At 53.2% G+C, this 26,816-nt stretch carries 25 protein-coding genes; 13 read left to right on the top strand and 12 right to left on the bottom strand.

Features of this window, described 5'->3' with window-relative positions; translation table 11 throughout:
* Window positions 1–13: 13 nt before the first annotated feature.
* The 4 genes from ppk1 to MWU62_RS06040 form a co-directional block, all read right to left on the bottom strand.
* The gene (gene ppk1, locus MWU62_RS06025) at window positions 14–2,155 is read right to left on the bottom strand and encodes a polyphosphate kinase 1 (RefSeq protein ID WP_247114001.1); all 2,142 of its coding nucleotides are present in this window, start codon (window positions 2,153–2,155) and stop codon (window positions 14–16) included.
* Window positions 2,156–2,235: 80 nt separating this feature from the next.
* Window positions 2,236–3,252: a porphobilinogen synthase gene (gene hemB, locus MWU62_RS06030; protein ID WP_247114002.1), complete on the bottom strand. Its 1,017-nt coding sequence runs from the start codon at window positions 3,250–3,252 to the stop codon at window positions 2,236–2,238.
* A 114-nt stretch (window positions 3,253–3,366) separates the two neighbouring features.
* Window positions 3,367–4,395 (bottom strand): lipase secretion chaperone, encoded by a 1,029-nt coding sequence (locus MWU62_RS06035; protein ID WP_247114003.1) that lies wholly within the window; start codon window positions 4,393–4,395, stop codon window positions 3,367–3,369.
* A gap of 158 nt (window positions 4,396–4,553) precedes the next feature.
* On the bottom strand, window positions 4,554–4,784 hold the full coding sequence (locus MWU62_RS06040) for a hypothetical protein (protein WP_247114004.1): 231 nt from the start codon (window positions 4,782–4,784) through the stop codon (window positions 4,554–4,556).
* A 270-nt stretch (window positions 4,785–5,054) separates the two neighbouring features.
* Here MWU62_RS06040 and MWU62_RS06045 point away from each other — a divergent pair, with 270 nt between their 5' ends.
* The 3 genes from MWU62_RS06045 (at window position 5,055) to MWU62_RS06055 (ending at window position 7,929) form a co-directional block, all read left to right on the top strand.
* Window positions 5,055–5,687 (top strand): TetR/AcrR family transcriptional regulator, encoded by a 633-nt coding sequence (locus MWU62_RS06045; RefSeq protein WP_247114005.1) that lies wholly within the window; start codon window positions 5,055–5,057, stop codon window positions 5,685–5,687.
* 2 nt (window positions 5,688–5,689) lie between these two features.
* Window positions 5,690–7,390, top strand: a complete 1,701-nt coding sequence (locus tag MWU62_RS06050; RefSeq protein WP_247114006.1) for an acyl-CoA dehydrogenase family protein — start codon at window positions 5,690–5,692, stop codon at window positions 7,388–7,390.
* A gap of 98 nt (window positions 7,391–7,488) precedes the next feature.
* Window positions 7,489–7,929 (top strand): DUF503 domain-containing protein, encoded by a 441-nt coding sequence (locus tag MWU62_RS06055; RefSeq protein WP_247114007.1) that lies wholly within the window; start codon window positions 7,489–7,491, stop codon window positions 7,927–7,929.
* 41 nt (window positions 7,930–7,970) lie between these two features.
* Here the strand turns inward: MWU62_RS06055 and MWU62_RS06060 are convergent, their stop codons facing one another.
* Together MWU62_RS06060 and MWU62_RS06065 are read right to left on the bottom strand one after the other, a co-directional pair.
* A complete protein-coding gene (locus MWU62_RS06060; protein ID WP_247114008.1) occupies window positions 7,971–8,534 on the bottom strand; it encodes a hypothetical protein in 564 nt (187 codons plus the stop codon).
* Window positions 8,534–8,782, bottom strand: coding sequence for a hypothetical protein (locus tag MWU62_RS06065; RefSeq protein ID WP_247114009.1), 249 nt, complete (start codon window positions 8,780–8,782; stop codon window positions 8,534–8,536). The genes MWU62_RS06060 and MWU62_RS06065 overlap by 1 nt, the downstream gene beginning before the upstream one ends.
* Before the next feature lie 332 nt (window positions 8,783–9,114).
* Here MWU62_RS06065 and panP point away from each other — a divergent pair, with 332 nt between their 5' ends.
* On the top strand, window positions 9,115–10,791 hold the full coding sequence (gene panP / locus MWU62_RS06070) for a pyridoxal-dependent aspartate 1-decarboxylase PanP (RefSeq protein ID WP_200362290.1): 1,677 nt from the start codon (window positions 9,115–9,117) through the stop codon (window positions 10,789–10,791).
* 148 nt (window positions 10,792–10,939) lie between these two features.
* Here panP and MWU62_RS06075 read toward each other — a convergent pair whose 3' ends face one another.
* Together MWU62_RS06075 and MWU62_RS06080 are read right to left on the bottom strand one after the other, a co-directional pair.
* Complete coding sequence (locus tag MWU62_RS06075) at window positions 10,940–11,206, bottom strand: hypothetical protein (RefSeq protein WP_200362292.1); 267 nt, start codon at window positions 11,204–11,206, stop codon at window positions 10,940–10,942.
* 96 nt (window positions 11,207–11,302) lie between these two features.
* Window positions 11,303–12,862 (bottom strand): inorganic phosphate transporter, encoded by a 1,560-nt coding sequence (locus MWU62_RS06080; RefSeq protein ID WP_247114010.1) that lies wholly within the window; start codon window positions 12,860–12,862, stop codon window positions 11,303–11,305.
* A 195-nt stretch (window positions 12,863–13,057) separates the two neighbouring features.
* Between MWU62_RS06080 and MWU62_RS06085 the strand changes: the two genes are divergently transcribed.
* The 3 genes from MWU62_RS06085 to MWU62_RS06095 all read left to right on the top strand — a co-directional run bounded on the left by MWU62_RS06085 (window position 13,058) and on the right by MWU62_RS06095 (window position 17,320).
* Window positions 13,058–14,161 (top strand): GGDEF domain-containing protein, encoded by a 1,104-nt coding sequence (locus tag MWU62_RS06085; RefSeq protein WP_247114011.1) that lies wholly within the window; start codon window positions 13,058–13,060, stop codon window positions 14,159–14,161.
* A gap of 75 nt (window positions 14,162–14,236) precedes the next feature.
* The gene (locus tag MWU62_RS06090) at window positions 14,237–14,689 is read left to right on the top strand and encodes a flavodoxin (protein ID WP_247114012.1); all 453 of its coding nucleotides are present in this window, start codon (window positions 14,237–14,239) and stop codon (window positions 14,687–14,689) included.
* A gap of 69 nt (window positions 14,690–14,758) precedes the next feature.
* A complete protein-coding gene (locus MWU62_RS06095; RefSeq protein WP_348645627.1) occupies window positions 14,759–17,320 on the top strand; it encodes an EAL domain-containing protein in 2,562 nt (853 codons plus the stop codon).
* 9 nt (window positions 17,321–17,329) lie between these two features.
* Here the strand turns inward: MWU62_RS06095 and MWU62_RS06100 are convergent, their stop codons facing one another.
* The 3 genes from MWU62_RS06100 to MWU62_RS06110 all read right to left on the bottom strand — a co-directional run bounded on the left by MWU62_RS06100 (window position 17,330) and on the right by MWU62_RS06110 (window position 19,681).
* Window positions 17,330–18,184: an acyl-CoA thioesterase II gene (locus MWU62_RS06100; protein ID WP_247114013.1), complete on the bottom strand. Its 855-nt coding sequence runs from the start codon at window positions 18,182–18,184 to the stop codon at window positions 17,330–17,332.
* Window positions 18,185–18,339: 155 nt separating this feature from the next.
* Window positions 18,340–19,494, bottom strand: coding sequence for an FAD-dependent oxidoreductase (locus tag MWU62_RS06105; protein ID WP_247114014.1), 1,155 nt, complete (start codon window positions 19,492–19,494; stop codon window positions 18,340–18,342).
* A 19-nt stretch (window positions 19,495–19,513) separates the two neighbouring features.
* Window positions 19,514–19,681, bottom strand: a complete 168-nt coding sequence (locus tag MWU62_RS06110) for a rubredoxin (RefSeq protein ID WP_247114015.1) — start codon at window positions 19,679–19,681, stop codon at window positions 19,514–19,516.
* A 268-nt stretch (window positions 19,682–19,949) separates the two neighbouring features.
* On the opposite strand from MWU62_RS06110, the gene MWU62_RS06115 reads away from it, so the two are divergent.
* The 5 genes from MWU62_RS06115 to phoR all read left to right on the top strand — a co-directional run bounded on the left by MWU62_RS06115 (window position 19,950) and on the right by phoR (window position 24,397).
* Window positions 19,950–20,507, top strand: a complete 558-nt coding sequence (locus tag MWU62_RS06115; RefSeq protein WP_247114016.1) for a hypoxanthine-guanine phosphoribosyltransferase — start codon at window positions 19,950–19,952, stop codon at window positions 20,505–20,507.
* On the top strand, window positions 20,488–21,075 hold the full coding sequence (locus MWU62_RS06120; protein ID WP_247114131.1) for a chorismate lyase: 588 nt from the start codon (window positions 20,488–20,490) through the stop codon (window positions 21,073–21,075). Before MWU62_RS06115 ends, MWU62_RS06120 begins: the two co-directional genes overlap by 20 nt.
* A 109-nt stretch (window positions 21,076–21,184) precedes the next feature.
* A complete protein-coding gene (ubiA, locus tag MWU62_RS06125) occupies window positions 21,185–22,072 on the top strand; it encodes a 4-hydroxybenzoate octaprenyltransferase (protein WP_247114017.1) in 888 nt (295 codons plus the stop codon).
* A gap of 252 nt (window positions 22,073–22,324) precedes the next feature.
* Window positions 22,325–23,017 (top strand): phosphate regulon transcriptional regulator PhoB, encoded by a 693-nt coding sequence (gene phoB, locus MWU62_RS06130; RefSeq protein ID WP_247114018.1) that lies wholly within the window; start codon window positions 22,325–22,327, stop codon window positions 23,015–23,017.
* Window positions 23,018–23,053: 36 nt separating this feature from the next.
* Window positions 23,054–24,397: a phosphate regulon sensor histidine kinase PhoR gene (gene phoR, locus MWU62_RS06135; protein WP_247114019.1), complete on the top strand. Its 1,344-nt coding sequence runs from the start codon at window positions 23,054–23,056 to the stop codon at window positions 24,395–24,397.
* Here phoR and MWU62_RS06140 read toward each other — a convergent pair.
* Window positions 24,394–25,275, bottom strand: coding sequence for a response regulator (locus MWU62_RS06140; protein ID WP_247114020.1), 882 nt, complete (start codon window positions 25,273–25,275; stop codon window positions 24,394–24,396). The genes phoR and MWU62_RS06140 overlap by 4 nt on opposite strands.
* 249 nt (window positions 25,276–25,524) lie before the next feature.
* On the opposite strand from MWU62_RS06140, the gene MWU62_RS06145 reads away from it, so the two are divergent.
* Window positions 25,525–26,790, top strand: a complete 1,266-nt coding sequence (locus MWU62_RS06145) for a lytic murein transglycosylase (RefSeq protein WP_247114021.1) — start codon at window positions 25,525–25,527, stop codon at window positions 26,788–26,790.
* Window positions 26,791–26,816 lie beyond the last annotated feature (26 nt).

Genomic DNA, 26,816 nt, shown 5'->3' on the forward strand with positions numbered 1-26,816 from the left:
CCGTTTGAAAATGTCAGGTTTTGCCAGTCAGGCGTTCCAACAGCACCACCTGTGAGGCCACTCGTTCCTCACCCTCGGCTGGCTGGTTCTGAATGTAGCCACCATCCGGCTGCAACATCCAGGACTGACAGTTGTCTGCAAGATAGGTATCCAAGTCTTCCTTTACCCGCGCTATCAGCTCCGGATCTTCTATAGGGAAGGCAGTTTCAACCCGGCTTAACAAGTTGCGCTCCATACAATCCGCGCTGGAGCAGTAAACGTCTGGCTTACCCTCGTTACCAAAATAGTAGGCGCGGGTATGCTCCAGAAACCGCCCCACAATGGAGCGCACACGAATGTTATCCGAAAGCCCCGGAACTTGGGGCCTGATGCTGCAAATACCACGCACTATCAAGTCTACCTGCACCCCGGCCTGAGAGGCCCGATACAGCGCCTTAATAAGTTGAATTTCGGTGAGGGCATTGATCTTGATAATGATGCGCCCTTTTTCACCGAGCTCTGTTTCACGCTCAATAAGACTAAGTAATCGTTTGTGGAGCGTGAACGGCGCATGGAACAGCTTTTTAATCTTTAAGGCCTTGCCCATACCGGTTAGCTGCTGGAACAGCTTATTGACGTCATCACCAATGGATTCGTCACAGGTCATGTAGCTGTAATCGGTATACAAGCGCGCGTTGACCGCATGGTAGTTGCCCGTTCCCAAATGCACATAACGACGTAGGCGACCTTCCTCCCGGCGTACAATAAGAATCATCTTGGCGTGAGTTTTGTACCCCACAACGCCGTACACCACGATCACACCGGCTTCCTGCAACCGGCTTGCCAGCTCCAGATTTTCAGCCTCACTAAATCGTGCCCTCAGCTCAACAACCGCCGTTACTTCCTTGCCCCGCCTCGCGGCATCTGCCAAAGCTTCAACAATCTCCGAATTGGCGCCCGTGCGATAGAGCGTTTGACGAATTGCCAACACCTGCGGGTCCTTCGCGGCCTGACGCAGAAAGTCCACTACCGGGCTGAAATTCTGAAACGGATGGTGCAACAATATCGGTCGTTTTCGAATGGCGTCGAACAATGTTTCTTTGCTGCGAATCTGCCGCGGTATGGTGGGCGAAAAGCTGGAATACAGTAGGTCTGGGCGATCAACCAAGCCGGTCACGGCCATCAACCTTGTGAGGTTGACCGGCCCGTTTACCTGATAAAGATCTCGTTGCCCAAGGCCGAATTCTGTTAACAGGAACTGCACTAACTCCTGTGGACAGTTATCCGCCACTTCCAGCCGTACTCCATCACCAAAACGACGGCTGAGTAATTCGCCGCGCAGAGCCGACGCCAAATCTTCAAGATCGTCTTCCAGTTCCAAGTCGGCGTTGCGGGTTAGCCGGAATTGATAGCAACCCTTAACCTCCATGCCCGGGAAGAGTTCGTCGGTGTGGGCGTGAATCATTGACGACAAAAACACCAGATTTTCACCGCCGCTACAGACGTCGTCCGGCAGGCGCACCAGCCTTGGCAGTGAGCGCGGCGCTGGCACAATGGCCATCCCGGTTTCACGGCCAAACGCGTCCTTGCCATCAAGCTCAACAATAAAGTTTAAGCTCTTGTTCACCAGCCGGGGAAACGGGTGCGACGGGTCCAACCCTATAGGGCTCACCACAGGTAGAATTTCATCCTCGAAATAGTTGCGCACCCACTCTGCCTGCTCTGGCGTCCATTCCCGGCGCCGCACAAAGTGAATATTCTGCTTTTCCATCTCGGGAATCAGCACATGGTTCAGAATGTCGTACTGCTCATCAATGTACTCATGAGCAACACGGCTAATCTCACTCAGTGCTTGTTCAGGCATGATGCCGTCAGCGCCCAGAGTTTCCCGGCCGTACTTAATTTGCTGACGCAAACCAGCTACCCGTATCTCGAAGAACTCATCCATGTTGCTGCTGAAAATGCAGCAAAAAATCAGCCGGTTAATCAGCGGATGGGTGGTATCAAGCGCCTGCTTCAACACCCGATAATTGAACTGAAGCTGGCTCAGTTCTCGGTTGAAGTAGTTTTCACTGGCGTCCAAGTTGATCACTTCACCCACCGGCGGAATTTCTATCGGAGCGGGCACGCTTTGCTCCCCTCCCGCGGTCAGATTTTTGGCGATTTCCGTTCTCATGGCTTTCAGTTCCTGTCTGATTTACCACTGGCCACCTCTTTGCGGAGGAGGGTCCGGCGGTGGATAGTCCAGCAGCGGTTCTAGCGCCTTTGATCCCGCATCAGGCGGGCCGCTCGCACAGCAAAATAAGTCAGGATTCCGTCTGCGCCAGCACGGCGCATAGACATCAAACTTTCCATAACGACGGCATCACCATCAAGCCAACCATTTTGTTCCGCTGCCATGTGCATCGCGTATTCACCACTAACTTGATATACGAAGGTTGGCACCTGCAGTTCGGTTTTCACCCGGTGCACTATATCTAGATACGGCATGCCGGGTTTGATCATTACCATGTCTGCGCCTTCAGCAAGATCCATCATCACTTCATGAATTGCTTCATTGCTGTTGGCCGGATCCATTTGGTAGGTCGACTTGTTGCTTTTGCCGAGGTTTGCGGCAGAGCCGACTGCGTCCCGGAAGGGGCCGTAATAAGCAGATGCGTACTTCGCTGAATAAGCCAAAATGCGGGTATTCACATGCCCTGCAGACTCCAGAGCTTCGCGGATGGAGGCAACACGGCCATCCATCATATCGGAAGGAGCAACAACATCCGCACCGGCATCGGCGTGGGACAGCGCTTGATTTACCAGCGCTTCAACGGTGACATCGTTCAGTACGTAGCCGTCATTATCGATGATGCCATCCTGACCATGGGTGGTGAATGGGTCCAGCGCTACGTCTGTGATAACACCCAATTCGGGATACGCTTTTTTTAGCGCTCGCACAGCACGTTGTGCTAGGCCATCCGAGTCCCAGGCACCGGAGCCGGACAAGTTCTTTTTGTCCGCCGCAACCACAGGGAATAGAGCTATTGCAGGAATACCGAGCTCTACCAGCTCTGCCGCTTGCTCAACCAATAAATCAATGCTGAGGCGATCGACACCCGGCATTGATGGCACTTGCTCGCGCTGCCTTTCACCTTCAAGCACAAATACCGGATAAATCAGGTTATCCGGCGTGAGCTGATTTTCCTTCACCAATCGGCGAGAAAAATCACTGGCGCGATTGCGACGCAAACGGGTAGCGGGAAAAGTCCGGGGTGTTGATAAAGGCACGGAAAACCTCCTGAGTGGCACGACAACGAGTTAAACCGAAAATCCGGGCGCCTCAAGGGCACCGTTTGCACCATCATACACCTCAGGGGGCTTTGGTTGCAGGCTACTAACAAGCTACTGAATAGAATCCAACGCCTTGGCGCGAATGCGCTCAGTCTCGCTGAAATACTTTTCGCGCAACTGGCTCATGCCCTCTTCGCGCTCCGGCTCTGCCAGGCCCGAGGCCTTCAAGGCATCGCGCTCCTTGGCATAAGACTGCCACCGCCTGTTCCAATCCTTTTGCTCTGCATCCAGATTTTCCAATCTTCGGGCGGCTTCATCGCCGAATTCTTGGCGCCGCCAGGCCCGCAATGCTTCTGGGTCGTTGGCCATCGCCTCCCTCACCTGCTCATAGCGGGCAAACTTACGAGTCTGCTGTCGGGCCCGCCGCATAGGCTCAGGTAACGCCATTTCAGCTTCTGCAAGAGCTTCTTCACGCTGCTCGTCGGTTAGGCTGCTGTCCCTGCTGAGGCTTCGCTTTTTTAGCTGGAAGCGGTCTATCGCCTCTTCATCTGCGAAGAATGCCTCTGCTGTATCTGCATCCAACCAAGTCCTGCGTAAAGCCTGAATTTCCAACATTCGCCGCTCCATTTCTCCCGTGCCAGAGGCCCCGGTTTCTCCGTATGCAGCTTCCAAGTCTGATAGCGCCAGCTTGTAGTCCAGATAACGGCCAAGGGTATCAAGCGCCTGCCCTCTTGCAGGCTCATCCAATGCCGAAAGGGCAAGCCGGATTCTCGCCACGAGTTGCGACAGGGACTCCTCGCCCAAAGCCGACAGGTAATATTCGAACAGCTGCCGTAACTCGCTTGTAGGGATAAGGTTGCCAAAACGATCCGTTATGGCCCAACCACCCGGTTCCGAGGTGCCGGCCAGAGACGCTGGCAAATCCGAAACATCTACCTCGGAGGCCTCGGCAACCAGTTTAGAAGGCGGAAGCTGGCGAGCTTCGGAAAAGTCGGCGCTCTTGGTTTTTACATCTTCTGACTTGTCATCGTGACGAGCAGATGCGGGCTGGTTCTGAGCACCATCAGCAAGCAACCAGAGTGCGATCACAACTGCTATGATCACAGGAACGATAAAGGAGAGTCTGGAAGCAGGTTTCATGATAATGGATGGGTCCGGCCGTGGGTGGCTTGACTAAAACCCCATAGCGAGGGATTTAGACACTTTGCACGGGCAATGATAGAGGGAAATGAGGCGTTTGACCGAGACCGACCGCAAAAACAGGCCAAGGTACATACCCCGGCCTGCAAAGGCGATACTCAAAGAGCCCGGTTGTTAAAGCCGGTATCCACCTTACGAGGAGAGCTAACGCGGAAAGATGTCTCAACTTCCTGAATGGTGCCGCCTTGGCTCAGGAATGCGTCAATATCTTGCTGCAGTTGCTCCCGCACCCGTGCCCTGCCTGCGATCGAATGAGTGTCGTCGACTTCATTACTCGCACTCGCCCAGCTCCCGGTTTGTTCCAAATTGCTTTCGTCGAACTCACTCATGGCTCTCTCCATCAACGAAAACAGTGTTACAAGCGTGATATACCCGTAGGAAATGCCACGCTCCGTCTCGACCAGCCGCTACTGCAGCAACGTCTTGGCGTCTTTATAATCTGCTTTTCATGACAGCGCTATTATTTGACAATACAATTTTCGTAAATATTTGTAACATGCAATAAGCTATTGAATACAAAAGCCAAAATACGAAGTGAAAATATGTATTTGCATAAAGGCAAAGAATGAATCAAAATTCACTAATTGCAGAGGCCCGAAATGGCTTATCGTGAAACTGAAAAGATGCGACTGCGCAAAGCCGCCGCGCGTCAGCGTATCGCTGAGTGCACCTATCAATGCGTTGCGGAGGGAGGTTTTCGCAATGCAAAGATTACGCGTATTGCTCAGCTAGCAGGTGTAGCTACAGGGTCAATTTATCGTCATTTCGAGTCAAAAGAAGACTTGTTTGCCGAAATATTCCGCGTGGCCACTCAGCGCGAAATAGACAAAGTAGTGGAAGCGCTGGCAATACCGGGTAGCGCAATAGATCGGCTGGAAAAAGCCTTGCAACAGTTTGCCGAGCGCGCATTGAAAGGTCCTGTTATGGCCTGGTCGCTTATTGCTGAACCGGTAGATCCGAAAGTTGAAGAAGAGCGGCTAGCGTATCGAAAGGCCTATGCAGACTTATTTGAACAAGCGATTCGAGAAGGCATCACAGAAGGTTGCATTCCGGACCAAAACGCCCGCCAGAGCAGTACATGCTTGGTTGGCGCGATTGCAGAAAGTTTGGTGGGCCCTTTGTCGCCAACCCAGAACGAGCAGGCAACTACAAACGAAACTGATAACAACGACCCGCTGGTCAACACCATCATCCGCTTTTGTATACAGGGGTTGACCGGCACCAGGAGGTAGCTATGAACACCCCGCAACCCAAGCACCAAACAGCTTCAGAAGATCAGGGCGACCGTTACTTGGCGGTCACCCATGAAGTCCTCAATCAGCCGCCAGCGTTAGAAAACTACAATCTTTACGATGAAGATGTTGCGCTTCAAGAAGCGGTAAAACGCGAGGGTGCAGGGAATGCGCAAAGCGACCTAAAGACGTTTGGCGCGCTTACCGGCAATGCGGCAACCATCGACCTAGGTTTTAGAGCCAATAACAACAAACCGGAATTCAACACCCACGACCGTTTTGGCCACCGTATCGACGAAGTAGACTTTCACCCTTCGTACCACGAGCTGATGAGCATCGCCTTTGAAAACGGCCTGCACAGTAGCCCATGGACAAGCCCGGGCAAAGGCGCGCATGTAACTCGCGCTGCCAAGTATTACATGCACTCGCAAGTAGAAGCCGCGCACTGCTGCCCGGTTACCATGACGTTTGCAGCAATTCCTTCTATCCGTAAGCAACCTGAGCTGGCGGCCCTTTGGGAATCCCGTGTACTCGCTAACAGCTACGACGCCCGCAACGTTCCAGACACAGAAAAGAGCTCTGTAACCATTGGCATGGCGATGACAGAAAAACAAGGCGGCAGCGACGTGCGCGCCAACAGCACTCTCGCTTATCCTATAGGAAGCAAAGGGCCGGGCCAGGCCTATGAATTAGTCGGTCACAAGTGGTTTGTCTCCGCCCCGATGTGTGATGCCTTTTTGGTACTAGCGCAGACCTCTGGCGGCCTATCCTGCTTCTTGATGCCGCGCTGGCGCCCGGACGGCACCAAAAATCCTTGGCAGATCCAGCGCCTGAAAAACAAAATGGGCAACGTTGCCAACGCTTCCAGTGAGGTAGAGCTGCGCGGCGCGCTGGCTTGGATGATTGGTGAAGAAGGCCGGGGCGTACCCACCATTATAGAAATGGTCGCCATGACCCGCTTCGACTGCATGATCGGCAGCTCTGCCGGCATGCGTCAAGCCGTCGCTCAGGCAACGCATCATTGCCGCCACAGGAGCGCCTTCGGCAGCCGTTTAAGCGACCAACCGCTAATGCAAAACGTGCTTGCAGATTTGGCTCTGGAAAACGAAGCCGCCCTCGCCTACACCCTGCGAATCGCCCGCGCTTTGGATAACCAAGATCAGGAACATGAACGCTTGTTAGCTCGTTTGGCCACACCCGTCGGCAAATACTGGATCTGCAAACGCACACCCAACCACGCCTACGAATCCATGGAATGCATCGGTGGCAGCGGCGTAATGGAAGACTGCATCATGCCCCGCCTGTTCCGCGAATCCCCGGTGAACGCCATCTGGGAAGGCAGCGGCAACGTCCAGTGTCTGGATACTCTGCGCGCCATCCAAAAAGAACCGGAAACCCTCGACGCCTTCTTCCACGAAGCCGCCGAAGCCAAAGGCGCAGACCGCCGCTTTGACCAGTTCCTAGCGCAGTTGCAAAACGACTTCGCCGACATCAGCGACTTCCAATACCGCGCCCGCAATCTGGTAGACAGAATGGCCTTAGCCATGCAGGCATCCTTGCTGCTTCGGAACGGCGACAAAGCCGTAGCAGACGCCTTCTGCGCCTCCCGACTGGAGTCCAACGGCGGTATGAACTACGGCAACCTACCTTCCGGCACCGATGCCGCGGCTATTATCAAGAGGGCTACGCCTGTAGTAGGCTAGGGCACCGTCCATTAGAGCGGATAGACGCTTATGGACTTCACCTGAGTTATTCGCGAATCGGCGGATGGAAGGCTGTTCAAAACTGTGCGGAGCCAAGGATGGCAGAGCTCAAGCGCCATAGGGATGTGCCGCAAGGAGCGTGTTTTGGGCAGTCTGCCCTCGCCGGTTTCTACACCCAAATCGGAAGAGCCATGTCTGAAACACTGAGAAAATTACTCAAAGAAGGCAATGCACCTCAACAACATGCCGCGATAACACCCCACGTAGGCGTACTCACCCTACACTTCCAACTCTACGGCTGCGAAGACCTCAAAGCCAAGCGCAAAGTCTTCACCCCACTGCGCGCCATATGGGGTAAAGAACCCGACTTAGCCGTAGCAGAAACCGCCGATCTAGAAGCCCTGGATTGTGCAACTTGGACCATTGCGGCACTTGGCACATCCTCGCAGCTGATCACCCAGCGTTTGGACCAAGTAGAGAAAGCCATCGAAGAAAAAATCGACGCGGCGATACTCGATGTCCACAGGGAAATAATTTAACCGCACCCAAACCTAGCCAAAACCCTCACGGCTGCAGGCTCTTAATGTCGGCTTTCCTCAATAACGCTATTGATATACGAAATGCGCTTTCCGGAACCAAACATCTTCAGAACTCTTCTATCGTCACACAACGATATCGAATCAACCCACACTGCTGTGAACCATTTGCTGGTCATTCTGAATGGTTGCGAACACTCCAAATATCCCTGACTCTCGAAGTGCTCAGCCCACAGTTTATTCGAGACATAAGAGCCAAAAAACATCCCGAAAAGGCCGGTAATAATTAACAATGATACTGCTTTATTTAAATTTCCACCGACGGATTTTATGAATCCCTTACCTCGGATCGCAACAATAATCCCACACACACCCAATAGTGCGAGGCCTAAATAGGTGATCGGTGCAAGATACAAAGCTGTAATTCCCGTATCTTCCAGAAAAATAGCTACGCCGGTTTGAATAGCTTGAACATAATCCCTATGATTTAGCCAAAGGACCCAAACGGACAAGGCTGTCAGCCCAACACCCATAACTGACAGAACCACTCCAGTCCACAACGCAACGGGGCGGTTTATGGGAGGTCTTGAGTCATTAGTAGTAGCCATCACCAGCCACCCGACCCAATACCAGAACCCCTTAAGCGACGAATAAAATCAAGGTTACCGCGAGCGGTACCGAAATAGTAACTTGCTTCTCTCTGGGCCTTAACCCAGACATCTGTAAGCTCACGCGCGCTCAAGACGTAAACATCGATTCGATTAACAGCAAGTTGCTCATTCAGGCTTGTACGTATATGACGCTCTTCCGCCAATTCACGGGCATGATTTATATGATTAGTTGGATTTGGACACATATACACTCCTTGTATTGATAACTCCGCGTTCATCCTAGAATTCTAGCGCGCAAACTTTAAACCAACTTTTTTGAAAATGCCGACGGGCTGACGGCTATCTGTGGCACACACGTGAAAAATCAACGCCGCAATTCTCGACATCCATCGCGAAGTCCTCTAAAAAAGCTCTGTGGCACAACATCAAAGCAGCCCGTATACTACGCCACCTCAGGGATGCCAGCGTGCCTGTAAACAACAGGCGACAAGTAACCAATGCCGGAACAAATCCCGGCTGTATCCGTCGGGTATCCGGAACCGACCCTGCGGATGACCACTGATTGTGTGTGGTATCTATGACCGGTAAGAAAAAAACGGCTCAGGCTTCGATCGAGGCCATGTATCGCGTGTTCACTGTGCCAGAGGCACCGGAATCTACGCTTAGCCGTATTGACCAGAATATTTCCAGCAACCTTGCAGGCTTCCTGCAAGAGCATATCGTTGCCGTTGAACGGGATCTTGCAGACGTCGAGAAAAACTTCTCGGACTACGCTATTCCGGAAAAACCCGTGTTCGTTTCGGAGCAGGCCCAGTTCCTGCTCGACAAACTGGTTGCCAACTCCGTTCACACAGCATCTCCAGCCTTTATAGGCCACATGACCTCAGCGCTGCCCTACTTTATGTTGCCGCTGTCGAAGATCATGATTGCCCTGAACCAAAATCTGGTAAAAACCGAAACCTCCAAAGCGTTTACCCCCATGGAGCGTCAGGTTCTTGGCATGATTCACAGGCTGGTTTACGAAGAGGACGGTGCTTTTTACCGGAAATGGATGCACGACCCTCGCTACGCTCTTGGCGCCATGTGTTCTGGCGGAACCGTTGCCAATTTGACCGCACTCTGGGTAGCTCGCAATCGGGCGTTCCCGGCTGAGGGCAGCTTCCGCGGGTTGCATCAGGAAGGCTTGTTTCGCGCGCTCAAGTATTACGGTTACGAAGGCGCTGCCATCGTCGTATCGCGCCGTGGGCACTACTCTCTAGGGAAAGCAGCGGATGTACTAGGCCTTGGCCGCGAGTCGCTGGTGGCAGTGGACACCGACGACAATAACCGAATTCAAACCGATGCGTTGCGCGACAAGTGTCTGGAACTGCAGAAGCAAAAAATCAAAATATTAGCGATCTGCGGCGTTGCGGGCACGACCGAGACCGGTAACGTTGACCCGCTGGACGCCATGGCAGATACCGCCCGGGAATTCGGCGCCCACTTCCACGTGGATGCAGCCTGGGGCGGGCCTACACTGTTCTCCAGAACCTACCGACACTTGTTGCGTGGTATAGAGAAGGCAGACTCCGTTACCTTCGATGCCCACAAACAGTTATATGTGCCGATGGGCGTTGGGCTGGTCGTGTTCAAAGACCCTAGCTTGGCCAATGCCGTTGAGCATCACGCCCAATACATCATCCGCAAGGGCTCTCGTGATCTCGGCACCACTACTTTGGAAGGCTCACGCCCCGGCATGTCTATGCTGATTCATTCCGGCCTGAAAATTCTGGCCAGAGAGGGCTACGAGATACTAATTGATCAGGGTATCGAAAAAGCGGCGACATTCGCTGATATGATTTCAGCCCAGCCGGATTTTGAACTGGTTACCCGGCCGGAACTTAACATTCTTACTTACCGCTATTGCCCGGAAAACGTGCAGCAAGCCTTGGCTCTGGCAGACCCCCTGCAGGCGGAAAAACTTAACGCCTGCCTGAACAGAATCACTAAATTTATCCAGAAAACCCAACGGGAGCGTGGCAAGGCTTTCGTTTCAAGAACCCGTTTGGAGCCTGCTCGTTACTATAACTTCCCGTGCATTGTTTTCCGGGTGGTTCTGGCGAACCCCCTGACCACGCCAAAAATATTGGCGGACATTCTGGAAGAGCAAAGAGAGCTTTCAGGGGAGGAAGGCATTCAGGACGAAATAGGAATACTGCACCAAATGGCGGATGCGGTGCTTAATCAGCACGGGCAAGGCCTAAAGCACGCCTAAAGAAGGCAAACTCAAAAGATTCGGTGAGCGGGGCGGCGCAGTTTCAGAAACCGTGCGGAGCCATGGATGGCGGAGCCGAGCGTACAGGGAGGTATTCACAGCGTGTTTCTGAAACCGCGCCGTCCCGCTTGCTCCACCGAAGCCTGACTCAGTACAAAGCCTCTTCGTCATCCAGCACTTCGTCAATAATCTCCAAAAACATTCGATCCGCTTCGCTCCACTTCTCCGGAATACGAATGGTGGTGTTAGCGCTGATTTCCCGCGCAATCAGCTCGTCGGAGCCTGGCTCAGATCGGTACTTTCGGGCAATATCGATGGACTTTACAGCGATGGTCGGATCGCTCAGTACCTTCTTGATGAAGACGCGCAGCTCATCAATCACCCTAGCCTGACGGCTTTCAATTGGCGTACTCATAACTCACCCTCCGGGCAAATAAGTTCTTGGGAGCATGCTGCTCCTTCGGTAGACGTACAGTATGACCAAACCCGTGCATTACAACCAGCCAGCACCTTATACAAAAAGTCCGCGCAAGGTGAAAAACAGAATAGCCGCCATAATTGCCGATGCAGGCACCGTGATGATCCAGGCTGCCGCGATGCGCACAAGGTGTGACCGCTTAACCATTTCTTCTTTGTAGATCTTTTTGAGGCGCTTGCGATCTGACTTGGTCAGAGGCACATGCTTCTTTTTCTTGGCCCGTTTTAGCAGCTTTTCCATTTCCTCAACGGAGGCGTTACGGAAATCGTCCAAGAACGGCTTGAGCAGTTCCTGATCGTCTTCATCACGCTCTTCCATGATCTTATGCAGTTGGGTCGCATAGTTAGATTTCAGGTATTCGCGCAGGAAGCCAACACCGAACACGCCGCCAATAGCAATGTGGGTAGAGCTAACAGGCAAGCCTAGTTGCGAAGCAAGAATCACGGTCAATGCTGCCGACAGAGCAATACAGAAGGCGCGGGTTTTATCCAGTTCGGTAATTTCGCTGCCGACGGTTTTGATTAATCGAGGGCCAAACAACATAAGGCCGACGGTCAAACCCAGAGCGCCAATCATCATCACCCACAAGGGGATGCTTGAAGCGGTCACTATCGCGCCGTTGGATAGTGCATCGTTAATTGCCGCCAGCGGACCAATGGCGTTGGCTACATCGTTTGCGCCATGAGCGAAGCTCAACAGAGCAGCCGCGAATATCAGCGGCCAAGTGAACAGTGTGTTCACGCCACCCGCACTGTTTTCCATAGTAGCCGCTCGACGGGACGCCAAAGTGCGAACAATGAAAAAAGCAATAACGGCAGCGGCAAGACCAACAAGTGAGGCTTCAAGAAAGTCCACCTTGATGATCTTCTTTACACCCTTGATCATCAGGTAGGTACCGAAGGCCCAGGCCATGATTGCTACAAGCCAGGGCACAAACGTGCGAGCTGCGGGTATTACGTTTTTACGGTACAAAACCGTTTTATTGATTATGTACAGCAGTAGGGCTGCCAAGGCACCACCAAGAACCGGCGAAATAACCCAACTGCCAGCAATTTTGGCCATTACGCCCCAATCAGCAATGCCCCAGCCGCCCGCAGCAATGCCCGCCCCGAGCACACCACCCACAATCGAGTGGGTAGTAGACACCGGCGCGCCCATCCAGGTCGCAAGATTTAACCAAAGCGCACCAGCCAGCAGTGCGGCTGTCATCAGCCAAACAAAGGCTCGGCCATCTTCCAGGCTTGTGGGATCGATGATCCCCCCTTTGATAGTAGAGACCACATCGCCTCCAGCAATCAGCGCCCCCGCCGACTCAAAAATGCCAGCGAGAATAACCGCTGCACCCAAAGACAGGGCTCCGGAGCCAACGGCGGGGCCAACATTGTTGGCAACATCATTAGCACCTATATTAATAGCCATATAGCCGCCGATAACCGCAGCAGCCATTAGCAGCGTGCTATTGGGCATACCTTCGCTGAAGGCCCCAACAACGAGCCAAACGCCCAGCAGGAATAGCAGGCTGAAGCCTATCCGGTATCGCTCGGTAGAGTCGCTGGTGAGAAGGGTATCCAGAAATCCGCTTGAACGGGCCATAACAGAAAAGGTCTCATTTGGTCGAAATGGAGAACGAACCGCTGTGCTGCGCGCAACTATAAATTTTTTGCCATTAAATTGAAACAAATGTGCATCTGTACAACTTGGTCACACAATACACTCACAATAGATGCATACCTACCATTGTCTGATTCATAATGGGCAAAAACCAATGAGCCACGGAACAGGGCCGTTATGATCAAAGATACATCCTTGGGCTACGAGGCCGCGCGCGAACGTGAAGAGGCTCAGGTTTCACGAGTATTGACGTGGCTGTCCGTAGCGGCGGTACTGTGCTTAGTAGGTATTGGCGCCAAAGCTTGGCATTCAGACCATACCAACCACGCTCTAACTCTCTGGGGCTTCATACTGCCTGTGCTGGCCAACATGGTCTGGTTTGCGCGCTCGGGCAATCGTGACGTGCAAAAAACCGGCCTTCTGGTTGTTGTCAGTGTGCTTTTCACTTATCTGATCGCCTCGGGTGGCGAGGGAAACACCGGCCCGCTCTGGTTCTATGTCTTCCCACCCTTGTTGTTTTTCCTAACCAACCTAAAAACCGGCACCATGATTCTTCTGCTGGTTTATCTGGTAGCCGTTATCGTATTCCAGTTTCCTAGCCTGCCATTCGTGCTTGCGGAGTACGAAAACGACTTCATAATCCGTTTTTTCGTTACTCTAACGTTTGAATCAATTTTCTGTTTTGTACTGGAAGCAAGCAGGCTGAAGGCCCGCAACGAACTTCTGGATTTAGCTCTGACCCACGAGCATGCCGCCAAAACCGATGAGCTCACCGGGCTCTCCAACCGACGAGACATCTTGAACCGTTTATCGGAAGAATTTTCTAGGCACCAGCGAGCGGGGCATCACTTTTCCATTGTCCTGATTGATCTGGACCTGTTTAAGAACATCAATGACCAATACGGCCACAACGCAGGCGATGCGGCCCTAAAGCAGTTTGCCAAACTGGTACAATCTGTAATTCGCCAAACAGATGTAGCGGCTCGCTGGGGTGGCGAGGAGTTCCTTCTGCTATTGCCTGACACCTCATTGATTCCCGCCCTCACTTTGGCTGAGCGCTTGCGCAGCGAGGTCGAGCAGGATCGCTTTAGCTATCACGGTGAGGAGCTACCAATCACCATGAGCGCGGGCGTTTGTTCCGTCGCTCAGGTGGACTCAATTGAAACTATGCTTAAGCAAGCAGATGCGCATTTATACAGTGCCAAAGAAGCAGGACGAAATAGAATTATACCCAGAGTGCGCAGCTACACGGCAGATACCCAAAGCGAACCTAACATTTGAGACCAGCTAGCCCTGCCGTTATTATTTAGCGCCTCGAAAGCCCTGCACTGTGCTTGGTATTGAACAAGGATTGATATGAAAGACATACGTATTCTGGTGGGTAGCGTCTATGGAGGCGCCCTGATGACCGCCAGAGCCATCAAACAAACATTAGATACAGAAGGCTACTCGGTAAAGATTTTGGAAAACCCGGTGCTCAACGATATAACGTTTGACACATCGCCTTTGCTGGTCTGCACATCCACCACGGGGCAGGGAGAAGTTCCAAGCAATCTTTTGCCTTTTTATGTCGCTTTACGTGAACAGCTGCCACAACAGCCAGGCCGCCCTTTTGGTATTATCGTTTTGGGTGACAGTTCCTATGGCGATACTTTTTGTGGCGCGGGCGAACTGATGGAAGAAGCACTGTATGAAACCGCCGCCCGCAAGGTTGGCGAAACCCTGTGCATTGATGCGCTAGAAACTCAGGAGCCAGAAAGTGAGGCTTTACCCTGGGTGCGTGAATGGGTATCTGCTGTATTTGTATGAGAGCGACTTGAGTCGCTATCGGCTACAGCTCATACTGGTTCAGACGATAACTACAATAAGCGGTGAATCGTGACAAGGTACCAATGGTCTCGCATTCTGGCAGCACTGATGCTACTTCTGCCTTTGGCATTTAGCTGTCAGGGAGCGGAGCCATTTCGGTTTCTCAGTGTCGAATTTTTGCGTATTCCGCCCGGCGTACAATTGTCACCCACCGAAGTTTCCGCCTCTGATGGCTGGCAACCGCTTAAAAACAGCAGCCCGAATTTCGGTTATACACAAGATACCGCATGGTTTCGCTTTAAGGCCCCTGCCAACCCTCGGATCGATTTATTAGAGGTTGCCTACTCCCAGCTTGACCATGTCACCTTCTATCTCATTGATAACGGCAAGCTTGTGGACACCGTCGTTTCCGGGGATCGCTACCCATTTTCCCAGCGTCCTATTCTCAACCGCCACTTCTTATTTCCGTTCAGTCCAGACACCAGCGAAAACCGGCAAATTCTTCTAAAAATTAGCACCGGCGGAACACTTCAAGTACCCATGGCACTGTGGAACACTCAGGAGTTTTTTGAGCATGCGTCGGTAGAGGAGCAACTGCATGCGGTATACTACGGCATACTCATCAGCGTTATATTCTTCAATTTGCTGGTCTTTCTTGCCCTGAGAGAACCCGTTTACCTACTTTACGTGCTGTCGACAGCGGGCTACCTCCTTCTGATAGTCAATCTCAATGGCACAGCCTTTCAACTGCTTTGGCCAGAAAGCCCCGACATTCAAAATCGCTCCATGCTACTTACGGTTCCAGTGGCCGTTATATTCACTCTATTATTCTCTCGCTCTTTTCTAAAGCTAAAACAGACAGCCCCCACACTCAACCGCATTGTGCTTGGCTTTATCACAGTAAACGCCATCATGACTCTGGTGACGAGCATTCTGGATTACAGCAGCGCCATCCGCATAACTGTCGCTATCGCCATCCCAAGCGCACTCCTACTCACCGTAATTGGCCCGGTGCAATGGATACGGGGGAAGCCCCAAGCTGCCTATTACACACTAGCTTGGAGCGCGCTCTCTCTTGGCAGCGCTATTACGGCAGCCAACAAGTACGGCCTGCTGCCCAACAATTTCATTACCTTCTACGGTATGGAGATTGGCTCAGCATTTGAAGCAATGCTGCTTGCTTTGGCCTTAGCTGCTCGCCTTTACCAAGAGCGGCATGAAAAGGTGGAAGCCCGAGAAGCGGAGCTGAAAGCCATGACCGCCCGGCGCTCAGCCGAACTTAAGTTAATTGAGAACGCCCTGCACAGCTCGCTTACCGGCCTGCCGAATCGCACCAATTTTGAAATGCAGGTAAACGATCTGATTCTGCAATCGCCGCATAGGCGCCATGGCATTGTTGTCATTCACCTGAACAACCTGCAGTCTGTTACCAAAACTCTGGGACACCAGAACAGTGACCGTATTCTCGAGTTGGCTTCAAAAAGCCTGAATGCAACGGTTCGCGAGATGCCGGGTATTATTTCTTTAGGCCAGCACAACGGTCGCAACTTTTTTCTCGCCTCGCTGGACCCGGAGACCTTTGCCTGCGTGGTGGATGCCAACGTAGCAGAGCAGGTCCCCAAAGTAACACTGCGCAAATTGGACGCTATCCGCAGCCCGGTTGATTACCTTGGAATGCAAATCCCGCTTAATGCCCAGCTAGGCGTTGCGGTTTCGCCAGCCCATGGCGCAGATGCCACATCCTTGATTCGCAAGGCGGCCATCGCGGAGAGTTCCGAGCGTGCCCATGAGCGTGGAATAGCCTATTACGACCCTTCCAGAGACTCCTACAGCGCTAGCCGACTTACGATGGTGTCCGAGTTACAGCAAGCACTGGCGAGTGGCGGCCTTGCTCTTCACCTGCAGCCCAAGCTGGATTGCAAAACCGGAAGAATTTCTAGCATGGAGGCGCTCATTCGCTGGCCCGGGAGGGAGCACCCCATTCCTGCGGATGAGATCATCCTTCTTGCCGAGCAAACCGGGCTTATTAAGCCGTTGACCCGATGGGTACTGGAGCAGTCGCTACAACTCCGCAGCCGCTTCCTTGAGCACGGCTATCAACTGGACCTTTCAGTGAACATCTCGCCGAACAATCTCAGGGAGCAAGATTTCCCGCTGTTCGTAAAACGGCTAACAAGTGCCAACATCCAGCATCAAGGAGCCATTACCTTTGAAGTGACGGAAACATCCATGATGCAGGATCCGGTTAACGCGCTAAAGGCGCTCAACTCATTGGCGAGCGCTGGCATTCCGATTTCTATTGACGATTTTGGCTCGGGCTACTCGTCGCTTTCCTATATCAAACAGTTGCCCGCCAGCGAGATTAAAATCGATCGATCGCTTATCACAGACTTGGCCACCGGAGAGGCGGACCGGGTGATCGTTCAAACCACCATCGACATGTGCCACAGCCTTGGCTACCGTGTTGTAGCCGAAGGTGTGGAAGATGAAGCAACTGCCAACCTATTAAAAGGGATGGGGTGCGATATGATTCAGGGCTACCTGCTGAGCCGACCGCTCCCATTTGAACAAATGCTTACCTGGCTTGCAGAGTGGCACGACGCCGATGCTACCCAACACAGTTCGGGATGACAGCGGGCGTTAGCGCAGGCGAATCAACGCTTCTTGCGTTGTGGACGCCACAAGAACACCTTTTTCATTGAAAAAATTGCCACGATTGAACCCACGCCCCGAAGAAGCACTCGGGCTATCCTTGTCATAAAGTAGCCAATCCTCCATGCGAAAATCCCGATGGAACCAGATGGCATGATCCAAACTTGCAGCCTGCAACCCTTTGTTCATAAAAGAAACGCCATGGGGGCTAAGCGAGGTTCCCAGAAACGAAAAGTCTGAAGCATATATAAGTAGGCAACGGTGCAAGACCGGGTCATCCGGTAATGGTCCCAGCGCCCGGATCCAGTTTTGTTTGTGCGGCGGGCGTTTCTCCGGCGCAAACGGATTCACCGGGTTCACAGGGCGGATTTCAATGGGACGGTCGCGGGTCATGATATCCCGCAATTTCTCCGGCGCTTGTGCCGCAATGAGCTTGCCCCATTCCTGCTCAGACCGCAGGGTGTCCGGATCTGGTGCGTCGGGCATGTCTACCTGATGCTCAAAGCCTTCTTCAGGGGCATGAAACGACATAGTTCCCGTCAGAATTTCCTTACCATCTTGTCGGGCGATAACCCGGCGAACTGCAAAGCTGCGGCCATCGCGCACCCGCTGAACTTCATAATCGATGGGCATATGCTTGTTGCCGGGGCGAAGAAAATAAGCATGCAAAGAGTGGCAGAGGCGGTCCTCAACTGTATGACTGGCCGCCATCAAAGCCTGCCCGAGGACTTGCCCTCCAAACACATGGGGAAATCCTAAGTCCTGGCTGTCGCCGCGATAATGGTCTTCGCCAGCTGGCTCCAGATACAGCAACTCCACCAGTTTCTTTGTAACATCAAGCATGCCTGCTCCTGTTGATTCGTTAGCACACGAAGAGTTTCTACCCTAAGCAGGTTCCATCCGCAACGAAAAATCGCCCCTGCCCGCATCTGCTTGCACAGTGCGGGCGGGCTGAACCAGTTAAGCAGAATAGAGAAATGCTGGCAGCCGCCGGATATTCAAGCGTGAATAGGCGGTACAACTTTAGACAACGCCTGTTTTTCCAGCGCAAAGCGGCCAGTAACCGCAAAGCCTAAAACCTCGCCGCTGGCATTCTTGAACAAGGTTTTTACGTGGGTGCCATCCTGTTCGGTTTCCCAAGTTCCCTCAGCGTTTGAAGGCGGCGGGCACACCGCAGCTGGACAACAGGGAGTTTTGATCATTACAGGCATGGTACCGTATGTCACCTCTGTGGGCGCTCCGGTCAGGGTTTTTGCCAAAGCGCGGGCGCAAGCCATCAAAGGCAGCACATAAAGCAATACGTGTCCGTCTACCTCCGCGCAATCACCCAGCGCATAAACATCCGGGGCCGAGGTCTCCAGTAATCTGTTGACCGTGATTCCACGACCAGTATCGATTCCGGCGGCACGGGCCAGCTGCGTTCGAGGCCGCAGCCCGACTGCGGAAATCACAAGGTCCGCCTGTAAGGTTTCACCGTTGGCGAGGAGCAAGGTTACCCCCTCTCCCGTCGGTTCAACCCGCTCAACCACAGTTTCAAGATGGAAGCGCACGCCCAGCGACTCCAGCTCTTTCTGCACAGCATTGGCGGCAACCGGAGGCAATAGGCTTGGCATAACCGCATCGGATGGTGCGATCACCTCTACTTCATAACCGCCATTGCGCAGATCATTCGCAAACTCACAACCAATAAGCCCGGCCCCCATAATAGCCACGCGACTCCCCGGCCTTAAGGCTTTCCGGAACACCCGGTAGTCTTCCAGATCGTTTATCGGGAATACACGCTCTTGCCCATCACCCGGAATGGTCAGGCGAATAACATCTGCGCCCCATGCCAGCACCAGTTTGCTGTAAAGCAGGCTTTCGTCACCCAGCAGCAACCTATGGCCATCGGTATCTATGCCGGTAACGGTGGTAAAAGTGCGCAACTCCAGGTTCAGTTGCTCCGCCATGGCATCAGTAGCCGCCTGAGCCAGACCATCAGCATCTTTGCCTTTGGTAAAACCCGTCGACAGCATGGGCTTGGAGTAGCTGACGCCATCATCAGCGGTTACCATCACAATCCGCACACCCTTATCCTGCTTGCGAATTTCTCGCGCGAGAGAATACCCCGCCAAACCGGTCCCGATAATAACGATGGGGTTCTGCTCTGTCATAACCATGCTCCGTTGAGGGTCAACCGATCTCGATCATTTCAAAATCTTCCTTGCCCACTCCACAGTCTGGACAAACCCAATCATCGGGCACATCGTCCCAAGAAGTCCCGGGCTCAATTCCGTCTTCTGGCCAGCCTTCTGCTTCGTCATAAACCAGGCCACACACTACGCACTGCCACTTCTTCATAAACAATCTCTCCACCACACATTTGCGGCCGCTAAATTAATTGTCGAACAATACATCAAAACAGAATCTTTGCACAGACACCAAATAAAACGAGCGCCCCACGCGCCTGCCCGCGTTGCGACATAATAATAACCGGCACACCGGGATTCACCAATGCCAGAAAGGACGCACTCAGTTGGGTTTTTCTGTCAATAGTTGGTAGAACACCCCCTCCCCTCGACCGGCCCTCTCCGGTATAATCGCCGGTTTTACGACAGGACCGACCGTTATGACCGATACCGTCGCCGAAATGAATCAGGTTATGGCCGAAGCTGACTGCCTGATTGATGAGCAACAGGTACAGGCTGCCATCCGCAATCTGGCCGACGACATTACCGGCCGCCTTAAAGACAGTAACCCCCTGCTGTTTTGTGTGATGAACGGCGGTTTGATCTTTACCGGCCAACTTCTGCCACAGCTCAAGTTCCCGGTACAGGCAGAATATCTTCATGCGACGCGCTACCGGCAGGAAACCACCGGCGGCATTTTGGAGTGGAAGCTCCAACCTGAAGCCGACATGAAAGACCGTACCGTGCTGATTATTGACGACATCCTTGATGAAGGCACCACCCTGTGTGCCATCGCGGACTATTGTCTGGCCCATGGTGCAAAGCAGGTACTAACAGCCGTTTTGGTCGACAAGCAGCACGACCGCAAAGCCCGCCCGAATCTTAAAGCAGATTTCACCGGGTTGAATGTGGAAGATCGCTTCCTGTTTGGCTATGGCATGGATTACAAAGGATACTGGCGCAACGCGCCCGGGATTTATGCCGTTAAAGGCCTCTGACATCAACACCCCGGACCCCAGCCCCAGACTGACAATTCCGCTAACCGATTGGTACAGTTCTTTCGCTGCTGCAGGGCTTCGTAACCCCGAGGTTCATGGCCCGGCGCGTTATTGGCTAAAGGTAGAAGGCTCCTTTACCCGGGCCCTGCAAAACCAATGCGCTCGTTCATTTCACGTTGAAGTTCAGCGAGAAGGTTTCGCCACACCCACCCCTGAAGAAGCCATACGCCTCAGTATCCCGCATCGCCAACAGGCATGGATTCGCGAGGTTCGCCTGTGCGGAGACGGTAAACCATGGGTTCTCGCACGCACCGTTATTCCACTCGCTTGTCTGACGGGCGAAGGTCGGCGGCTTCTTTATCTCGGCAGCAAGCCTCTGGGCGCTTTTCTGTTCAGTAGCCGTAACTGGCAGCGGGGGCCACTTGAAACAGGACTCTGCAACCACGATGGCCAAAGCCCATCGAACGCCAGTCAGCCCCAACTTGCCCGCCGATCCCTGTTCAGCAACAAAAACAGCGCTCTGCTTGTGGGCGAATATCTACTCCCAATACTCTATCGTCAGGACTGAAGCTTCCCGCAGAGCCCCTCCAACTTTTACCCATGCCCACCCACTGGCTATAATCCCTGCACTTTCAATCACCATTGTTTCGTTTTCCATGCCTCAACCGGATAGACCCATGTTGCTTAATGCCGTACCAGAAAATATACGGAGCCGATTAGCCGATTACGCCCAGTTGCTGCGCATCAACCGTCCTATTGGCACACTACTCTTGCTTTGGCCCACGTACTGGGCGCTCTGGCTTGCCGGTGACGGTAGCCCAAGCATCGGCAACATCATCGTTTTCACATTGGGCGTGTTCTTCATGCGCGCCGCTGGGTGTGCCATCAACGACTTTGCGGACCGCGATTGGGACAAGCACGTAAAACGCACCAAAGATCGCCCACTGACCACAGGCCGAGTTAAAGCATGGGAGGCCGTCGCCCTGTTTGGCGGCCTGTGTATTATTTCTTTCTTGATGGTGGTGTTTTTTACCAACACCTTCACACTCTACCTTTCCGTTGGCGGCGCATTGCTGGCGTTCATATACCCCTTCTCCAAGCGCTTCACGCACTTACCCCAGCTGTTTCTTGGCGCTGCCTTTTCTTGGGCTATCCCCATGGCTTGGGCCGCAGAGGCTGGCGAGCTCAGCCAAGTCACTTGGCTGTTGTTCACCGCCAATGTGCTCTGGACCGTGGCTTACGATACTTTCTATGCCATGGTTGATCGCGACGACGACCTCAAAGTGGGCATCAAATCCACTGCCATCCTTTTCGGCGATGCTGACCGAGCCATTATCGGCGTACTTCAGGCCATGGTCGTGCTTATCCTGATAATCGTCGGCAGCCGTTATGATCTGGGAACTTTCTATCACCTGGGACTGGTTGCCATGGCCTGCCTGTTTATCTACCAGCAATATCTTGCCAAGGACCGTGAGCGCGACGGCTGCTTCAAGGCCTTCCTGAACAATAACTGGGCGGGGTTTGCGGTGTTTGCTGGGCTGATTATAGACCTGCTAATCACATGAGAAGACGATAGAAGCACTGGGCTTGCAACGGCGGAATGGGCAGGGCTGTCACAAACCGTGCATTGCCAGGGATGGCAATGCCGAGCCCCCATGGATGGGTTCACGGCGTGTTTGTGACAGCCCTGCCCATTTCGCCGGTACTCCCAACTTCATAGGCTTGGAGACAATAAGTAGGAGCCTGTCACACAGCTGTAACACTCAGGCATTGTAATAGGTCAGCAACAAATCATGGTCTGAAACAGGTTATAGAATATGTCTGGAAAAACCGTCCTGATAGTCGACGACGAACCCGCCATCCGCGAAATGATCGCCGTTGCTCTTGAAATGGCCGACTACCACTGCATGGAAGCCGCAGACGCCCGCGAAGCTCATGCCTTAATTATCGACAAACAGCCAGACATTATTCTGTTGGATTGGATGCTACCCGGCACCAGCGGCATAGAGCTGGCAAGACGCCTGAAAAAAGAAGAGACCACTGCAGACGTCCCCATTATTATGCTGACCGCCAAGGTTGAAGAAGATAACAAAATCCGTGGCCTAGAGGTTGGTGCGGATGATTACATTACCAAGCCTTTTAGCCCCAGAGAACTCGTTGCCCGCTTAAAGGCCGTTCTTCGCAGGGCAACACCACCAGGTATCGACAGCCCCATTGAAGTGGACGGGCTGATACTCGACCCTTCAAGCCATCGCGTCACCGCAAACGACACTTCGTTGAATATCGGCCCAACGGAGTATCGGCTGCTGCAGTTTTTCATGACGCATCAGGAACGAGTTTACACCCGATCACAGCTTTTGGATCAGGTGTGGGGTGGCAATGTTTACGTTGAGGAGCGAACGGTTGATGTGCACATCCGACGGTTACGCAAGGCTTTAGGGGAGCAACACGACTATCTCATTCAGACAGTGAGAGGCGCAGGTTACAGGTTCTCTACCCAACCCGCCTAACGCGCAACTTACCAGAAGCATACAAGGCAATTTTCCATGCAGAAAATCTGGTCGCGACATCTGCGTTACACGCTTGCAGGCCTCGCAGGCTCCGCGTTTTTGGGGTTTTATTTGGGGTATCCGGTTTACGGTCTGATTGCGGGCTTGAGCTTCTACTTACTCTGGACGCTTTACCAAACTCGCCGCTTGTCACAGTGGTTGGCAGACCCGAATACTACTAACGAGGCACCCCAAAGCACAGGGATCTGGGGCGAATTCTTCGAAAAACTGCACAAACTCAACCAAAACTACCTGCACACACAAGACCGGCTGCGAACCCGCATCGACCGTATACAGGAGTCTACCAACGCCATGCGTGATGGCGTGATCATGACCGACGCACGCGGGACTCTGGAGTGGTGGAACGGTTCAGCAGAGCATTTGTTGGGCTTTCGCCGAACGACCGATCAGGGTCAGTTTATTTATAACCTCATCCGCACCCCGGCCTTTAAATCCTACTTTGATGCCAAGGACTACCGCGAGCCTCTAGAGCTGCACTCGCCCGCGAAGCCCCATATTCATCTGCAAATCCAGATCAGTCTATTTGGAGAAGACGACCGCCTTATCGTCGCCAAGGATATTACGCGCCTGCACCAACTAGAGCAGATGCGCAGAGACTTTGTCAGCAACGTGTCCCACGAGATGCGAACCCCCCTAACGGTTATCAGCGGCTATTTGGAAACTCTAGCAGACAACGCCGATGACTTGCCTGCGAAGTGGCGACGAGCCATCAACACAATGGCAACACAGTCGGTTCGCATGGAAACACTGATTACCGATCTTATTCTCTTGTCCCGAATAGAAACCGGCGAGCACGACGCGAATGATGCACCAACGAACGTTGAGAGCCTAGTTCAGCAAGTCTGCCAAGACGCCCGCACGTTGAGCGGCAAAAACCAACATGGCATTCACTTCGAGGCTACTAGCCAGCAATGGCTAGACGGTGATGAAAACCAGCTGCGCAGCGCTTTTTCCAACCTGATATTCAACGCCGTTAAATACACCCCAGCCGGAGGTACAATCACCGTTTCCTGGAGCGCCGATAGTCACGGAGGCCACCTTTCGGTGAAAGATACAGGTGCGGGTATTGACCAGATTCATATCCCTCGCCTAACTGAGCGCTTTTACCGAGCCGACCCCAGCAGACATAAAGATACCGGCGGGACCGGGTTGGGGCTGGCTATTGTTAAGCATGTGCTGATCAATCACGATGGCAATCTGGAGATACGCAGTCAACTTGGTGAAGGTAGCGAGTTTATCTGCCACTTTCCAGCGGAGCGTCTGGTGGCGTCCGCCTTAGCTACACCGACCCACCAAACATCCGACGAGGACAAAGCTTAGCGCTTACCGGCCCGAAAGCGCGCAACGAAGCGAGACAGGTCTTCCATTTTTTTCGGATCCTCATCTACAAAGCGAATAGTGACGCTCACAAAGTCCGTATCCCGACGCTTATCCACGGCTTGCAGCTGATGTACGTATCCGTTCAACCGCGCCATCTGCCCTTCGCCAATATCTATATCCACGACTGCTTGATCCAAAATGCCCGGGAATGACTGATCACGCTTCGCGATAACCCGCACCTCGGTTAGGTTGATATCCTTAACCACGGATTTCAGTGTGCTCTCTGCAAAGCGCACTGAAGCAAGGCTCATACTGCCCTTCGCCGCTGCAGGTTTGGGGCTTGCTGGGGCCGAGGGTGCGAGCGCGCCGAGTGCTGGCGTAGGCTGCTCTGCCGCCGGCGACGCCGGTTCCCTCTTTTGCGTGAGCAACGCCGCCGACTCTTTAAACGCATCCGCAGGGCCAGCCATGGACTTGCCACTGCGGCCCATCGCATTACTCAGCGTGCTGCCCATCACCTTGATGATTTTTTTGCTCAGACCTTCCGGGCTGAAAGGTTTGCCTAAATACTCGGACACACCCTCCTTCACCGCTTCAATCACGTGATCTTTATCGCCACGGCTGGTAATCATAATGAAAGGCACTTTCTCGTACTGCGGCTGCTGACGCATCCATTGCAGCAATTCAAGACCAGACATTTCTGGCATTTCCCAGTCGCACAGAATCAGATCAAAACTCGCTCGGGACATAAGCGATTGCGCCCTACGACCATTCTGCGCGTCGGTCGTCTCGATAACGGGAAAGCGCTGACGTATCGTCCGCTTAACCAGATCCCTCACAAAACTGGCGTCATCAACCACCAGCGCTTTCAGCGTTGCCATGTCTCAAACTCTTAGGAATGTATGCCCCAACTATAGAACAAAGGCCCGCGCGGGAAACCTGCAAGCTACAAAAAACCACAAACTTCAAACTTAAAAGCAGATAAAAAGCCTGTTGTGTGCCCCATCGAACCTAGAGGTTAAAGAACTGTCACCACCAACAGTCTTGTAAGGTGTTTCAACAGACTGAAAACGCGCTACCATGATCTTAGTCTTTAACGTTCACCCCTTCTCTATTTACCGAGGTTTCGCGTGCTGACCAAGCTTGCAAGGATTCTGCCCAACCGGCGCATGGCGTGCCGTCTTTCTGTATCTGCCTTTTTGGCCACCTCTTCACTACCAGTCATGTCAGCGATAGCAGACAGCGACGCCGTACTGGCATCGCCCGAGGGCTTTGAAGAGTGCAAGCTGAAGTTGCAAGAAAAAGCTATTGCAGCCGGAGTTAGCGCCAAAACGGCTCAGGACGTTATGACCGGAGTAAAACATCTAGATCGGGTAATCGAGCTGGACCGCAGGCAGCCCGAGTTCACCACCACATTTGCGGATTATCTGAACCGCCGGGTTAATGACAGCAGGGTGAGCAAAGGCCGCGAGCTGATCAAAGAGCACAGCGAGTTACTGGCACGGGTGACCAGAGAAACCGGCGTACCCGCGCCATACCTTGTCGCTTTTTGGGGGCTGGAAACCAACTTCGGCAGCTACTTCGGAAAAATGTCTGTGCCCGACTCCCTGACAACTCTGGCCTGCGATGCCCGCAGAAGCAGCTTCTTTACCGAACAACTGATCGCCGCGCTACGCATTATCGATGAGGGTGCCATTCCTGTAGAACAAATGGAAGGATCTTGGGCTGGCGCCATGGGTCACGTGCAATTTATGCCCACGGTATTTCTGAAACACGCTGTCGACGCGGATGGCGACGGCCGGCGCGATCTCTGGAACAGCCTGCCAGACGCCATGATGTCTGCAGGGCGCTTTCTGGAATCCATGAACTGGGACGGAGAATATCGCTGGGGCCGGGAAGTGTTGTTGCCAGAAAACTTCGACTACTCAATAGCAGACGGCCGACGTCTTAATCTGAATAAGTGGCGCGAACTGGGCATTACCGATGCGTTCGGCAAACCTCTTGGGCGGGAAGATATCGCTGCTGCCTTGATAGTCCCGGCAGGCCATGAGGGACCAGCCTTTCTGGCCTACCACAACTTCAAAGTCATCATGGGTTGGAACCGGTCGGAGTTTTACGCCATAGCCGTAGGCCATCTGGCTGACCGCATTGCGGGCGCAGGAATGCTGCAGAATCCACCACCGGAAGATACGCCGGCGCTGTCCAGAGACAACATCATTCAACTGCAGGAGCAATTAGAGCAGCGTGGTTATTCTGCGGGCAAGCCCGATGGCATTATGGGTCCGGCTACTCGTACCGCCATTCGTAAATTTCAAGTTGCTAATGGGCTTGTGGCTGATGGTTACCCGGGCTCGGCAGTTTTAGGAAAGCTAAACATAGATACGGCGCCTGAATAGCAGGTTCGGTGGAAGCAGTAAAACTG

Origin of the sequence: Marinobacter sp. S6332, assembly GCF_023016045.1 — a bacterium.
In the GTDB taxonomy this organism is placed as follows: domain Bacteria; phylum Pseudomonadota; class Gammaproteobacteria; order Pseudomonadales; family Oleiphilaceae; genus Marinobacter.

What these genes read in the sequence shown, in the direction of transcription:
- ppk1 (WP_247114001.1), bottom strand. Translation starts at nt 2,155, where the DNA reads ATGAGAACGGAAATCGCCAAAAATCTGACCGCGGGAGGGGAGCAAAGC.
- MWU62_RS06035 (WP_247114003.1), bottom strand. Translation starts at nt 4,395, where the DNA reads ATGAAACCTGCTTCCAGACTCTCCTTTATCGTTCCTGTGATCATAGCA.
- MWU62_RS06040 (WP_247114004.1), bottom strand. Translation starts at nt 4,784, where the DNA reads ATGAGTGAGTTCGACGAAAGCAATTTGGAACAAACCGGGAGCTGGGCG.
- MWU62_RS06045 (WP_247114005.1), top strand. Translation starts at nt 5,055, where the DNA reads ATGGCTTATCGTGAAACTGAAAAGATGCGACTGCGCAAAGCCGCCGCG.
- MWU62_RS06050 (WP_247114006.1), top strand. Translation starts at nt 5,690, where the DNA reads ATGAACACCCCGCAACCCAAGCACCAAACAGCTTCAGAAGATCAGGGC.
- MWU62_RS06055 (WP_247114007.1), top strand. Translation starts at nt 7,489, where the DNA reads ATGGCAGAGCTCAAGCGCCATAGGGATGTGCCGCAAGGAGCGTGTTTT.
- MWU62_RS06060 (WP_247114008.1), bottom strand. Translation starts at nt 8,534, where the DNA reads ATGGCTACTACTAATGACTCAAGACCTCCCATAAACCGCCCCGTTGCG.
- MWU62_RS06065 (WP_247114009.1), bottom strand. Translation starts at nt 8,782, where the DNA reads ATGTGTCCAAATCCAACTAATCATATAAATCATGCCCGTGAATTGGCG.
- panP (WP_200362290.1), top strand. Translation starts at nt 9,115, where the DNA reads ATGACCGGTAAGAAAAAAACGGCTCAGGCTTCGATCGAGGCCATGTAT.
- MWU62_RS06075 (WP_200362292.1), bottom strand. Translation starts at nt 11,206, where the DNA reads ATGAGTACGCCAATTGAAAGCCGTCAGGCTAGGGTGATTGATGAGCTG.
- MWU62_RS06080 (WP_247114010.1), bottom strand. Translation starts at nt 12,862, where the DNA reads ATGGCCCGTTCAAGCGGATTTCTGGATACCCTTCTCACCAGCGACTCT.
- MWU62_RS06085 (WP_247114011.1), top strand. Translation starts at nt 13,058, where the DNA reads ATGATCAAAGATACATCCTTGGGCTACGAGGCCGCGCGCGAACGTGAA.
- MWU62_RS06090 (WP_247114012.1), top strand. Translation starts at nt 14,237, where the DNA reads ATGAAAGACATACGTATTCTGGTGGGTAGCGTCTATGGAGGCGCCCTG.
- MWU62_RS06100 (WP_247114013.1), bottom strand. Translation starts at nt 18,184, where the DNA reads ATGCTTGATGTTACAAAGAAACTGGTGGAGTTGCTGTATCTGGAGCCA.
- MWU62_RS06105 (WP_247114014.1), bottom strand. Translation starts at nt 19,494, where the DNA reads ATGACAGAGCAGAACCCCATCGTTATTATCGGGACCGGTTTGGCGGGG.
- MWU62_RS06110 (WP_247114015.1), bottom strand. Translation starts at nt 19,681, where the DNA reads ATGAAGAAGTGGCAGTGCGTAGTGTGTGGCCTGGTTTATGACGAAGCA.
- MWU62_RS06115 (WP_247114016.1), top strand. Translation starts at nt 19,950, where the DNA reads ATGACCGATACCGTCGCCGAAATGAATCAGGTTATGGCCGAAGCTGAC.
- MWU62_RS06120 (WP_247114131.1), top strand. Translation starts at nt 20,488, where the DNA reads ATGCCGTTAAAGGCCTCTGACATCAACACCCCGGACCCCAGCCCCAGA.
- ubiA (WP_247114017.1), top strand. Translation starts at nt 21,185, where the DNA reads ATGTTGCTTAATGCCGTACCAGAAAATATACGGAGCCGATTAGCCGAT.
- phoB (WP_247114018.1), top strand. Translation starts at nt 22,325, where the DNA reads ATGTCTGGAAAAACCGTCCTGATAGTCGACGACGAACCCGCCATCCGC.
- phoR (WP_247114019.1), top strand. Translation starts at nt 23,054, where the DNA reads ATGCAGAAAATCTGGTCGCGACATCTGCGTTACACGCTTGCAGGCCTC.
- MWU62_RS06140 (WP_247114020.1), bottom strand. Translation starts at nt 25,275, where the DNA reads ATGGCAACGCTGAAAGCGCTGGTGGTTGATGACGCCAGTTTTGTGAGG.